Here is a 12,413-nt window from a genome sequence, read left to right on the forward strand (position 1 = left end):
TTCTTTTTTTATTGAGGTTATAGTAAGAACGTGGAATCAAAAGTCCAATTGAAAGAATATATAAAACAGAGTGTTTGATGGTTTGTTGTAGGGAAAAACTATAAGAACCATTTAGACCTTTTAGCACGATATGAACGATGATTTATATCCTGTTTTTTCTTTTTTTGTAGAAAATCCAAGGATATTATTGTATTATTTTTTGTGATTAAAAAATGAGGTAGGAGATTAGTATGTATCCAACGGAAAGTCAGGACCTATACTTAGAACGTTTAGAAGATAAGTTGCATAGCTCAATAACGGCAGTGCTATACGATACGACAGGGCAACGGAATGAACACACAATAAAACGTCGATTTCCAAAACCAATGTCTAACGAGGACGTACAATCAATTATTAGCGCAATTAACAAATTTACTGCTATGAATAAACCATTATTATGGAGAAGGTATCATAAAGAAGCGTTCGATCCGAGAAATTTTGAATGTTATATTATGCAATATCAAATTTTAGCAAAATACTATGATTTACCACTTGAAAGTGAATTAGTACGTACTTTTACGGATTGGAATCAGAAAAAGCCTCACGGATAAACTAGATTGAGGCTTGTTTTGTGATTTTGGATTGAACGTTATGTATGGTAGAGGAGACCTATTGTTTCAGGTGCCATAACAATTTATGTTACATCATTATTTGTGAAGGATTAGCTTATTTTATAAAAAACTTTCTGCATAAAGACATTATTTTTAACATTCTTTCCCATTTATGAGCATAACTATTGAAATCTTTCAGTTTATTTGATAACTTTAAATTGAATTTTACTATATTCTTGGGAGGAATTACGAATGTCAAAATTTGAATTACCACAATTACCTTATGCTTACGATGCTTTAGAACCACATATTGACAAAGAAACAATGAACATTCACCACACTCGTCACCACAATACATACATTACAAACTTAAACGCAGCTTTAGAGGGTAAAGAAGTTTCTGCAACTACAATTGAAGAATTAATTTCAAACTTAGATGCACTTCCTGAAGGTATCCAAACTGCTGTTCGTAACAATGGTGGTGGACATGCAAACCACAGCTTATTCTGGACTTTATTAACTCCAGAAGGCACTGGCGCTCCAGTTGGAGAAGTTGCTGAAGCAATCAACGCTAAATTCGGTAGCTTCGATGAGTTCAAAGCTGCATTCACTCAAGCTGCTTTAACTCGTTTTGGTTCTGGTTGGGCATGGTTAGTAGTAAACAATGGTGAATTAGAAGTAACAAGCACACCAAACCAAGATTCTCCATTAATGGAAGGTAAAACGCCTATCCTTGGATTAGATGTTTGGGAGCATGCTTACTACTTAAACTTCCAAAACAAACGCCCTGATTATGTAGGTGCTTTCTGGAACGTTGTTAACTGGACTAAAGTAGAAGAATTATACAAAGCTGCTAAGTAATTAGCATGTAAGCACTACTAAGAATCTCTTAGTAGTGTTTTTTTTATTGCCAAAAAAATGGATAATATTTAGCTTACTCGAAAAAACTAGACCTAGGACAAAGGAGAGTATTTATGAGTAAGTTGAAATTTTTAATAGGCGATGTGAAGGTAAACAAAGACTTAATTTTATTATTAAGTGTTGGTGGTTTATTTTCATTAGCAACAGCATTATCTAATACGTTTGTAAATGTTTATTTATGGAAGCAATCTAATGATTATTTACCGATTGCTTCTTATCAATTTTCAATTGCCTTTTTTCAGGCACTCACTTTTATCATAGCAGGAAGGTTAGCCAAACATATCGATCGGGTCGTTATTTTAAGGATTGGAATTTCATTTTTAGCGATATTCTATATTGCTGTTTTACTGTTTAAAACAGATACCTTGCTTTCGACAATACTAATCGGGGCAATCCTAGGGATTGGAAATGGATGTTATTACCTTTCCTTTAATTTACTGACATTTGAAGTGACAGAACCTGAAACAAGACAATTTTTTAATGGTTTTATGGGTTTGCTTACTTCATTCTCTGGAATACTTGGCCCTTTTATCGCGGGGGCAATTATTTCATCGATGATTGGCAACAAAGGATATACATATGTCTTTGTGGCAGCAGTTATATTATTTATTTGTGCAGTCATTTTAAGCTGCTTCTTGATTAGAAGAGAGTTAGATACCGAATTTAATTTAAAAAGGGTTATTTTAGAACGTAAATTAAATGGTAATTGGAGAAGAGTTACACATGCTAATTTTTTTCAAGGGATTAGAGAAGGGATCTTTTTATTTGTCATATCTATTTATATTTACTTAGCTACAGGCAGTGAGTTTGCTGTGGGGAAGTATGGGCTCATTACTTCATTAATTAGTTTTATTACATATTATATTGTGACTCGAATCATCAAGGAAGAGTATCGTTTAAAGGCGATTTTTATTGGAGGCTTTCTCCTATTTGCTGCAGTTTTTACAATTGTATTTAAAGTGACATTTACTTTACTGATAATATACGGGGTTATTATTTCTTTGGCATATCCAATCATTTTAGTACCTTACTTATCTTTAACATATGATATAATAGGAAAATCGTATAAAGCGAGGGAATATAGAGTTGAATATATTGTGATTCGTGAAGTGTATTTAAACAGTGGAAGAATGTTCTCAATAGCTGTATTTATTGTTTTTACAGCATTTTTTCCTGCAAAACAAGTTATCCCTATCCTCATTTGTATTTTTGGAGTCGGGCATTTCTTGGTTTATTTTGTGATGAGGAAATTAGAACTGGATCCTTCTTAATGAAACTACATAAAGATCGCATTTAGAAAAAGTTCCCTTATATGTTAAACCAAAAGTAAGAGTATAAAAGAGGAGAAGAAATGAATAAACCAAAGAAAAATAAAATTAAATTACCAACTCGGCTGAATACACTATTTTTTCTTGTGTTTTTATTATTCTCTTTATTAATTCTAAGACTAGGCGTTGTTCAAATTGTAAAAGGTGAAGACTACCAACTAGAATTAGAACGAACAGAGAATATGACAGTTGATAAATCAGTACCAAGGGGAAAGATATTAGACCGTAATGGAAAAGTAGTTGTAGATAACACGCCACTTCGTTCTATAACGTATACAAGAAAAAAAGGTACAAGTTCTGCTGAGTTATTAGAAATGGCAACAAAATTAACAAGCTATATAAAAATGCCAACAGATAAAATAATGGAACGAGATCGACAAGATTATTGGCTACTAACACATCCTGAAGAAGCAAAAGAACTTGTTTCAAAAAAGGAAGATAAAAAATTAAAAGCTAAATACGAAGAAGACCCTGCTTCTTACAACAAAGAGTATTATGCAATGCAGCTTGAAGCAATTACAGAAGACGATATAAAATCTTTAAGTAAACAAGATCTACAAATTCTTGCTATTTATAAACAAATGAGTGTTGGATATGCACTTACGCCTCAAACGATTAAAAGTGAGGGTGTAACTGAACCTGAATATGCTATGGTAAGTGAACATTTAGATGAACTTCCTGGTGTTGATGTAACAACTGATTGGGAAAGAGATTACGTGTATGAAGATACTTTCCGAACGATTTTAGGAAATATTACATCTGAAAAAGAAGGTCTGCCAGCTGAGAATGTAGATTATTACTTGGCGCGTGGATATGACCGTAATGACCGTGTAGGTAAAAGTTATATCGAGCAACAATATGAAGATGTGCTTAGAGGAACAAAAGGTAAAGCACAAAATGTTGTTGATACACAAGGGAATGTTATTGATACAAAAGTAATCACTGAAGGCGAACCAGGTAGTGATCTTGTTTTATCACTAGATATTGAATTGCAAAAAAAGGTAGATGAAATTGTACAAAGAGAACTGTTAAAAGCAAAACAAACTTCTAATGGTAAATATATGGACCGCGCGTTTGTTACAATGATGAATCCAAAAACTGGTGAAATCTTGGCAATGTCAGGAAAGCAACTCGTAAAAGATAAGAAAACAGGAAAAATGGAAGTTCAAGATTTTGCAACTGGAAACTTGACGACTTCATACGAGATGGGATCTACTGTTAAAGGGGCAACAGTTTTAACTGGCTTCCAGCAAAAAGCAATTAGTCCTGGAACACAATTATACGATGCTCCTATTAAAATCAAAGATACACCACAAAAAGGATCATATAAAAACATGGGATGGGTTAGTGATTTAGAAGCTTTAAAAAAATCATCTAACGTTTATATGTTCCGAACTGCGATTGCAATTGGTAAAGGACATTATGTTGAAAATCAACCACTTAATGTTGATTCAAAAGCATTTGAAACTTTCCGAAATAGTTTTAGTCAGTTTGGTTTAGGTGTGAAAACAGGAGTTGACTTGCCAAATGAAGCAATCGGGTTTAAAGGAACAGATACTCGTAATCCTGGTTTCTTACTTGACTTAGCAATTGGACAATATGACACATATACACCACTCCAATTAGCTCAATACACTTCTACAATTGCTAATGGAGGTTACCGTGTACAACCACATGTAGCAAAAGAATTAAGACAGCCTTCAATTGGAGAGGAAAAAGGTGTTGTTAGACAAGAAATCAAACCTAATATTTTAAATAGAATCGACATGAAAGACTCATACGTTGATCGTGTTAAAGAAGGATTTTATAAGGTATATAATGAAGTAGGCGGTACAGCTAATATTTACTTCCAGGGTGTAGATTACAAACCAGCTGGTAAAACGGGAACTGCTCAGTCAGTGTATGATGGGCCAGATCGTAAAAAATATAATGGGCCACAAAAAACATATAACCTAACGCTAATTGGCTATGCACCTTATGACAATCCTGAAATCGCATTTGCCGTTGTTGTCCCATGGATGCAAAGTGACCAAGCTCCAGTTAATAAATACATCGGTCGTGGCATATTAGATGAATATTTCAAAATGAAAGCAAATAAAAATTCAAGTAATAATGATGAAGATGACCAAGAGTCAACTAAGGATGAATAAGATAAAAATAAGCAAAGAGAAGGGGATTTCCCTTCTCTTTTTTTGGTTGGATTCTGCCAGTCGCCTCCACTTTTCATGATGTCTAGTTCCGGCTCCTAGCTCCTCGAGTCATAAGCCCAAGCCCACTGGAAGTTAAAAAGCAACTTCCAATGTTCTTTGGCTTATGCTTGTCGGAGCTGCCCAGTCGCCTCCACTTTTCGTGATGTCTAGTTCCGGCTCCTAGCTCCTCGAGTCATAAGCCCAAGCCCATTGGAAGTTAAAAAGCAACTTCCAATGTTCTTTGTCTTATGCTTGTCGGAGCTACCCAGTCGCCTCCACTTTTCATATTTACATAATCTTTACATTCGGTTAAAACCTTTTTAATAGTTGGGATTTATGATTAGTGATGTAGTCTTATTTGAAATGAATGAGGTTTGATACTAAGTTTATTACTAAATTTTATATATTCATGATAAGTGAGAGCCTTTAGGATGAGAGGGGAACGAATAGATGACAACTACTTTAATTAGAGAGAATAAAACGAATACTGAAGATGTTGAAGAGATGACAACTGTTAAGAAATCAATTGTTTATGATACTCAAAATTTAAATTTATGGTATGGACAGGATAAGGCTTTAAAGGATATTAATTTAAGTATTTATGAAAATGAAGTTACTGCAATTATCGGTCCGAGTGGTTGTGGTAAGTCAACTTATTTAAAAACGTTAAATAGAATGGTTGAGTTAGTTCCTACTGTTAGAACAGAAGGGAAAATTCTTTATCGTGAGCAAAATATTTTTGATAAAAATTATCCTGTTGAAGAATTAAGAACACATGTAGGTATGGTGTTCCAAAAACCGAATGTATTCCCTAAATCAATTTGGGAAAATGTTGCTTATGGTCCTAAAATTCATGGGATTAAAGATAAAAATACGTTAAATCAAATTGTTGAAAAGAGTTTAAAAGGTGCAGCAATTTGGGATGAAGTGAAAGATCGTTTACACGAGAATGCGTATGGACTTTCAGGAGGACAACAACAACGTTTATGTATCGCACGTTGTTTAGCGATTGAGCCAGATGTTATTTTAATGGATGAGCCAACGTCTGCACTTGATCCAATTTCTACATTAAAAGTAGAAGAATTAATTCATGAACTAAAAAAAGAATTTAGTATTATTATTGTAACGCATAATATGCAACAAGCTGCACGTGTATCTGATAAAACAGCATTCTTCTTAAGTGGAGAAGTTGTAGAGTATACAGATACAAATAAATTATTCTCAACTCCAAAAGATAAACGCACTGAAGATTATATCACTGGCCGTTTCGGTTAATGGAAGGATATAGGTGACAAAAAATGAGACCACAATTTGATGCAGATTTAAAAACACTACAAGAAATGATTATTGAATTAGCTATGAAAACGAAAAAAGCTGTTATGAAAAGTATGGATGCTTTTCGTACTGAAAATATAGAATTAGCGCTTGAAGTAATTGATGAAGATGAGCGAATTAATAAATTAGAAAAAGAAATAAATGAATTAATATTAGTCATTATCACAAGACAACAGCCAGTTGCAGTTGATTTAAGAAGAAACTTAACAGCTATTAAAATTGCACACGATTTAGAACGTGTAGCAGATTATGCAGTAAATATCGCAAAATCTACAATTAGAATTCGTAGTCGTCAAGAAAATTTACCATTAGAAAATATTGAAAAAATGCATGCGCTAGGATTAGATATGCTTTCAAAAGCTGTGGATGCATATCGTACAGAAGATTTGCAAGCTGCGAAAGAGATAGGCGAGATTGATGACCAAGTGGATGAATTATATGGTGTAACAGTACAAACGTTGATGTCAAGTATCGCTGATTCGCCGGAACATGTTTCAAATGTAATGCAAATGGCATTTGTTTGTAGATATCTTGAAAGAATTGCAGACTATGCAACGAACATTGCAGAAAATATCTATTATTTAGTCAAAGGTAAATATTATTTATTAAATCAATAATGATATGGGTGTTCTGAACAATTAATTGTTCCTGAACACCCTTTTGTCATATTTCTGTCATAAAAAGCATACTTCTAAAACGAATCTATCTATTTGGGGTGGTTAATGATGAAGGTTGTTATTTTAGCGGGAGGATTTGGTCAAAGACTTTTACCTATAACAAATAACATACCGAAACCACTTTTACCAATTGCAAACCGTGCTGCAATTGAACACTTATTGCTACATTTAATTAGTTTGGGTTTTAATGAATTTATTATTCAATTACATTACATGTCTCAAGCAATTATCAAAACAATAAACGGAATGAATTTAATGAATGTATCAATTGAATATATTATAGAAGAAGAAAGTTTAGGTTCTGCAGGATGTTTACGATTATCTAAACAATATTTAAATGATACTTTTTTATTAGTCAATGGGGATATTTTATTTGATGGAGATATTAGAGAGGCAATCTATCAACATTTAGAATTCAATCAACAATTTTCAATGCTTGTAAAACAAGTTGATAAATGTGAGTCTTATGGGAATGTAAAAGTGAAAAATGGACAAATAATGGAATTTATAGAAAAACCACAAATAGGAAAAGAAATTAGTAAATTAGTGAATACAGGCATTTATATTTTAAATGCAGAGTTATTAAAGTACATACCAGATTATTGTTATTTTGATATTAGTAATGACTTTATACCACTTTTAATAAGAGAGAACATTATTTTAAATGCAGCTGAATTAAACGGATATTGGATCGATTATGGAACACCGCGGAGATTCGCTAAATTAAATGTGGATTGGATTGAAGAAAAACTTAACCTACCAATCCCTGCTGTACAAATCTTACCTAGAATCTTTTTAGGTGAACATGTGAAAATAGAAAACAATGTAAAAATTGTTTCACCAGTCATCATTGGTAACGATGTAACAATAGAAGAGAATTGTATAATCGGTCCATATGTATCAATTAGTTCGAATATTGTAATTGATAAAGGAAGTATTTTGCATCACCAAGCAGTCTTCCAAAAGTACACTTTAAATCAAGAAAATAAATTCACAAAAAATACAATAAAAAAATTATCAAAAGAAATGCAATGAATATAGAAAAACTATGGAATTTATTCTGAAAGAGTGTTATTATATACAAGTCTGATTATGTCACTATGTCAGGAGGGAAAATAAATGCGCGTAAATATTACATTAGCATGTACAGAATGCGGAGATCGTAACTATATCACTACTAAAAATAAACGTAATAACCCAGACCGTCTTGAGCTTAAAAAATATTGCCCAAGACTTAAAAAAGTTACAGTTCATCGCGAAACAAAGTAAGCAGTAGGAATATTCCTACTGTTTTTTTTGTATTTCTACTATATATATGCCTCATAAGATTTTTCTGCAATTTTCTACATACTTTATTAATGGGAGACATCTATTATGAATAAAAAAGAAATTAGAGCAGCTATTATTAAAAAGTTAAATGAAATCACAGTGAAAGATCGTGACACAATGTCAACACAAATCATTGCAAAACTAATCTCCTCACAAGAATGGAATAACGCAAATATAATTGCAACAACAATGCCAATGGAACATGAAATAGATACTACATTATTCATTGAAGCTTGTTGGAAAGCACATAAACAAGTTGTCGTACCAAAATGTAATCATAAAACAAAAGAAATGCAGTTCTTTAACATTACAAGTTTTGAACAATTAGAAAAAGGTTATTTTGGCATTCAGGAACCAAAAGAATCTATATGTGCAAAAATCAATAAAGATGAAATTGATTTAATAATTGTTCCAGGTGTTGCATTTACCTCCAAGGGGGACAGATTGGGCTATGGAGGAGGGTATTATGACAGATACTTATCTAACTATGCTGGGAATCTGATTGCGCTAGCATATGACCTGCAAATCGTCGAAGAGCTTCCAGTAGAAGTACATGATCAAAGAATGCCATTGATTTTCACTGAAACAAGAGTCATTCATTCAATTTGATCATTGTATAAGAACTATCTTTTTGATGAGAATAAAGTAAGGAAATGACTGTTTTTGTCTATTAAATATCTGCAAAAAGAAGGTGGACGACATCATGCGACATAAAGATGTTAATCGTGTTGCTCTAATTGGTACAGGTGCAGTAGGATCGAGCTATGCGTTTGGTATGTTAAATGCTGGTTTAGCAGAAGAATTAGTGATGATCGATTTAAATAAGGATAAAGCAGAAGGGGATGCGATGGATTTAAGTCACTGCTTGCCTTTTGTAAGCTCAAGAACGAAAATATGGGCTGGAGATTACAATGATTGCAAAGATGCGAATTTAGTGGTGATAACAGCCGGCGCAGCCCAAAAGCCTGGAGAAACCCGCTTAGATTTAGTGGCAAAGAACTGTATGATTTTTAAAGGGATAATTGGTGCGATAATGGAAGCAGGATTCGACGGAATATTTTTAATTGCCACAAATCCAGTAGACATTCTTACTTATTTTACTTGGAAATTCTCAGGTTTACCAAAAGAAAGGGTAATTGGCTCAGGAACAAGCCTTGATACAGCTCGATTCCGTTATTTACTAGGTGATTATTTTAATGTAGATGCTCGAAATATACATGGGTATATAATAGGGGAACATGGTGATAGTGAGCTTCCTGTTTGGTCTCAGACAACAGTTGGCACTCAACCGATTCAAAGAGTTTTAAAGAAAAATCCACAATATAGTATGCGCGAATTAGATGAAATCTTTTTAAATACTAGAGATGCGGCTTACCATATCATTAAACGTAAAGGTGCAACCTACTATGGGATTGGGATGGGACTTGTTCGATTAACAAAAGCAATACTTAAAAACGAAAATAGTATTATTACTGTCTCAGCTTATTTAGAAGGCCAATATGGAGAAAATGATCTTTACATCGGAGTTCCTGCTGTCATTAATCGTAGTGGAATTCGAGAAATTGTCGAATTAGATTTAAATGAACATGAAAATCGACAATTTAAAAAATCTGTTGAGATATTACGAAAAACTGTAGAATCAATTCAATTATAAAAATGATTGGCCTCTTTCAATAGCGAAAGAGGTTTTATTTTTACGTTCAAATTTGAAATAATATCTTTCATTCGTTATTGTTAAGGTGAATGAATAAATAAGTAAGGAAGATTGCATTGATTAGAACAAAAAGTAATAAGAAACGAAATGTTGTAGTGGGAATCATTTTATTGTTTTTATTAATTGGACTAGCTTTGGCTCTTTTTATGAAAGATACAATGTTTAACATGAATAGTGAGCATAAGCATTCTAAACAGGAAATGAAAGAAACATCACCTTTATTTCCAAGTTATGACAAAACCGCAGTAGAGGCAGAGGATGGATTACTTGAAGTAACAAACGAGGAATCTAATTTAGTATTAGTTAATAAAGCTCGTAAATTACCTGATGGTTATGAACCGCCAGATCTAACGTATCCAATTGTCCCATTACATGGTGCATCAAAAGATAAGACATTAATGAGGAAAGAAGCTGCTAAGGCCTTGGAAAAGCTTTTTGAAAGGGCAGAAGAGGAAAGTGTAGTATTGACTCCAGTATCGGCTTATCGTTCATTTGATCGACAGCAAAGCTTATATAATTTCTATATACAATCACACGGGGAAGAATGGACAAAAGCCTACAGTGCGTATCCAGGAACGAGTGAACACCAAACAGGACTTTCTATTGATATTTCTTCACCTAATTTTGGGAATAAGCTTGAAAAGGAATTTGGTGAAACGAAGGAAGGTGCTTGGCTGGCAGAGCATGCACATGAGTACGGATTTGTTATTCGTTATCCGGAAGATAAGGTTGAGCAGACAGAGTATAATTACGAACCTTGGCATATACGTTATATAGGTATTAAATATGCTACCTATCTTTATGAAAATGACTTAGTCCTAGAAGAGGTTATGTCACCAAAATAACATTAAAAGTATCGGAATGAATCTATTAGCATTCGATTGACGAAGATTCTTTTCGACTTTATACTTAATACATAGTACTTAAAATATATTTGGTAGATTAAACAGTAGGAGTCACGAATGAATTCAATATATGATATCCAACAATTTTTGAAAAATTATGGAACGTTTATTTACACTGGAGATCGACAATCTGACTTAATGTTAATGCAAGATGAGTTAAAGGAACTATTTTTAGCGAATTTACTAGAGAGAAAAGATTTTCAAGTTGCAACATTAATCATAAAAAAAGAGATAAGTGAAATCCAAAATAAAACGATTTGATAAAAATCGTTTTTTATTAGTAGGAGATGCAAGCGGTTTCACTATAAAGGGAGAGAGTAAGATGGAAAAAATGATCGTAGGTGTTGATTTAGGAGGTACGAGCATTAAGTTAGCTTTACTTACAAACGATGGACAATTTATCGAAAAGTGGGAAGTACCAACAGATAAATCAGACCAAGGGAAACATATACCAAAAACCATTACAATTGCAATTGAAGATAAGTTAAAAGAAATGAATAAAACAAAAGATGATGTTGCAGGTATTGGAATTGGGGCACCTGGGTCAGTTCGCCTTGAAGATGGTCTTATTTTCGCTGCTGTTAACTTAGGATGGGTAAACTTCCCGTTAAAATCAATTCTAGAGAAGGAATCTGGAATACCTGTGATTGTTGACAATGATGCGAACATTGCAGCGGTTGGTGAAATGTGGAAGGGTGCAGGAAATGGTGCAAAAGATGTAGTAATGATTACATTAGGTACTGGAGTAGGTGGAGGAGTAATTGTAAATGGTAAAGTTGCCCACGGTATAAGCGGTGCTGCTGGTGAAATTGGTCATATTACTGTTCAACCTGAAAATGGCGTACTTTGTAACTGTGGCAAAACTGGGTGTTTAGAAACCATTTCATCTGCAACTGGAATTGTGAGAATTGCAAATGAAACTTTGCACTCTACTACTAAAGACACAATTTTGAAGAAGAAGTATACTGAAAATGCCATTACGACAAAAGATGTATTTGATGCTTTCAAGGATGGCGATGAAGTTGCAACAGAAATAGTTAATCATGTAATGAAGTATCTTGCTTTAGTATTGGCTGGTGTTGGAAATACTTTAAATCCAGAAAATATTATTATAGGCGGAGGAGTTTCAAATGCAGGAGAATTACTTCTGAAGCCTTTAAGAAAATATTTTGATGAATATGCTTTTACAACTGTTCGTGAATCAACAAAGCTTTCAATTGCTCAGTTAGGTAATGATGCAGGTGCAATTGGGGCAGCATATTTAGTGAAACAATTTATTACAAAAGAAATTAATTAACTTTAGATTTAGCTTCTATAATCAATCGTTAATTATATTTTAAAGATACTTCATTTGAGGTATCTTTTTTTTATGTAAATTGAATTGAACAAAAAATTAGTTATTTGACGTGTTGAGTATTTTTATGA

The 12,413-nt window shown here is 33.2% G+C and carries 13 protein-coding genes; all 13 read left to right on the forward strand.

Translation table 11 applies throughout. The features are described from left to right. Positions 1-230: 230 nt before the first annotated feature. Positions 231-590: a hypothetical protein gene (locus ACX6U0_RS10350; RefSeq protein WP_464959863.1), complete on the forward strand. Its 360-nt coding sequence runs from the start codon at positions 231-233 to the stop codon at positions 588-590. A gap of 252 nt (positions 591-842) precedes the next feature. Then, positions 843-1,451, forward strand: coding sequence for a superoxide dismutase (locus ACX6U0_RS10355; RefSeq protein ID WP_087998917.1), 609 nt, complete (start codon positions 843-845; stop codon positions 1,449-1,451). A 113-nt stretch (positions 1,452-1,564) separates the two neighbouring features. Beyond that, positions 1,565-2,782, forward strand: a complete 1,218-nt coding sequence (locus ACX6U0_RS10360) for an MFS transporter (protein WP_464959864.1) — start codon at positions 1,565-1,567, stop codon at positions 2,780-2,782. Positions 2,783-2,862: 80 nt separating this feature from the next. Beyond that, on the forward strand, positions 2,863-4,989 hold the full coding sequence (locus ACX6U0_RS10365; RefSeq protein WP_464959865.1) for a peptidoglycan D,D-transpeptidase FtsI family protein: 2,127 nt from the start codon (positions 2,863-2,865) through the stop codon (positions 4,987-4,989). 543 nt (positions 4,990-5,532) lie between these two features. Then, positions 5,533-6,303 (forward strand): phosphate ABC transporter ATP-binding protein PstB, encoded by a 771-nt coding sequence (gene pstB, locus ACX6U0_RS10370; protein ID WP_235821409.1) that lies wholly within the window; start codon positions 5,533-5,535, stop codon positions 6,301-6,303. 23 nt (positions 6,304-6,326) lie between these two features. Beyond that, positions 6,327-6,980, forward strand: coding sequence for a phosphate signaling complex protein PhoU (gene phoU / locus ACX6U0_RS10375; protein WP_464959866.1), 654 nt, complete (start codon positions 6,327-6,329; stop codon positions 6,978-6,980). Positions 6,981-7,088: 108 nt separating this feature from the next. Next, positions 7,089-8,075 (forward strand): nucleotidyltransferase family protein, encoded by a 987-nt coding sequence (locus tag ACX6U0_RS10380; protein WP_464959867.1) that lies wholly within the window; start codon positions 7,089-7,091, stop codon positions 8,073-8,075. 84 nt (positions 8,076-8,159) lie between these two features. Beyond that, positions 8,160-8,309 (forward strand): 50S ribosomal protein L33, encoded by a 150-nt coding sequence (gene rpmG / locus ACX6U0_RS10385; protein WP_056475024.1) that lies wholly within the window; start codon positions 8,160-8,162, stop codon positions 8,307-8,309. Between the two features lie 105 nt (positions 8,310-8,414). Next, positions 8,415-8,978, forward strand: a complete 564-nt coding sequence (locus tag ACX6U0_RS10390) for a 5-formyltetrahydrofolate cyclo-ligase (protein ID WP_464959868.1) — start codon at positions 8,415-8,417, stop codon at positions 8,976-8,978. A gap of 94 nt (positions 8,979-9,072) precedes the next feature. After that, complete coding sequence (locus ACX6U0_RS10395; RefSeq protein WP_464959869.1) at positions 9,073-10,023, forward strand: L-lactate dehydrogenase; 951 nt, start codon at positions 9,073-9,075, stop codon at positions 10,021-10,023. A gap of 116 nt (positions 10,024-10,139) precedes the next feature. Then, on the forward strand, positions 10,140-10,928 hold the full coding sequence (locus ACX6U0_RS10400) for a M15 family metallopeptidase (protein ID WP_464959870.1): 789 nt from the start codon (positions 10,140-10,142) through the stop codon (positions 10,926-10,928). 117 nt (positions 10,929-11,045) lie between these two features. Next, positions 11,046-11,249 (forward strand): YqgQ family protein, encoded by a 204-nt coding sequence (locus ACX6U0_RS10405; protein ID WP_464959871.1) that lies wholly within the window; start codon positions 11,046-11,048, stop codon positions 11,247-11,249. Positions 11,250-11,310: 61 nt separating this feature from the next. After that, positions 11,311-12,285, forward strand: coding sequence for an ROK family glucokinase (locus ACX6U0_RS10410; protein WP_464959872.1), 975 nt, complete (start codon positions 11,311-11,313; stop codon positions 12,283-12,285). The last annotated feature ends 128 nt before the right edge of the window (positions 12,286-12,413 follow it).

The sequence above is a fragment of the Gottfriedia sp. ABJ_BB2_2 genome, assembly GCF_055484705.1.

What these genes read in the sequence shown, in the direction of transcription:
- ACX6U0_RS10395 (WP_464959869.1), top strand. Translation starts at nt 9,073, where the DNA reads ATGCGACATAAAGATGTTAATCGTGTTGCTCTAATTGGTACAGGTGCA.
- phoU (WP_464959866.1), top strand. Translation starts at nt 6,327, where the DNA reads ATGAGACCACAATTTGATGCAGATTTAAAAACACTACAAGAAATGATT.
- rpmG (WP_056475024.1), top strand. Translation starts at nt 8,160, where the DNA reads ATGCGCGTAAATATTACATTAGCATGTACAGAATGCGGAGATCGTAAC.
- pstB (WP_235821409.1), top strand. Translation starts at nt 5,533, where the DNA reads ATGACAACTGTTAAGAAATCAATTGTTTATGATACTCAAAATTTAAAT.
- ACX6U0_RS10405 (WP_464959871.1), top strand. Translation starts at nt 11,046, where the DNA reads ATGAATTCAATATATGATATCCAACAATTTTTGAAAAATTATGGAACG.
- ACX6U0_RS10380 (WP_464959867.1), top strand. Translation starts at nt 7,089, where the DNA reads ATGAAGGTTGTTATTTTAGCGGGAGGATTTGGTCAAAGACTTTTACCT.
- ACX6U0_RS10410 (WP_464959872.1), top strand. Translation starts at nt 11,311, where the DNA reads ATGGAAAAAATGATCGTAGGTGTTGATTTAGGAGGTACGAGCATTAAG.
- ACX6U0_RS10360 (WP_464959864.1), top strand. Translation starts at nt 1,565, where the DNA reads ATGAGTAAGTTGAAATTTTTAATAGGCGATGTGAAGGTAAACAAAGAC.
- ACX6U0_RS10390 (WP_464959868.1), top strand. Translation starts at nt 8,415, where the DNA reads ATGAATAAAAAAGAAATTAGAGCAGCTATTATTAAAAAGTTAAATGAA.
- ACX6U0_RS10355 (WP_087998917.1), top strand. Translation starts at nt 843, where the DNA reads ATGTCAAAATTTGAATTACCACAATTACCTTATGCTTACGATGCTTTA.
- ACX6U0_RS10350 (WP_464959863.1), top strand. Translation starts at nt 231, where the DNA reads ATGTATCCAACGGAAAGTCAGGACCTATACTTAGAACGTTTAGAAGAT.
- ACX6U0_RS10365 (WP_464959865.1), top strand. Translation starts at nt 2,863, where the DNA reads ATGAATAAACCAAAGAAAAATAAAATTAAATTACCAACTCGGCTGAAT.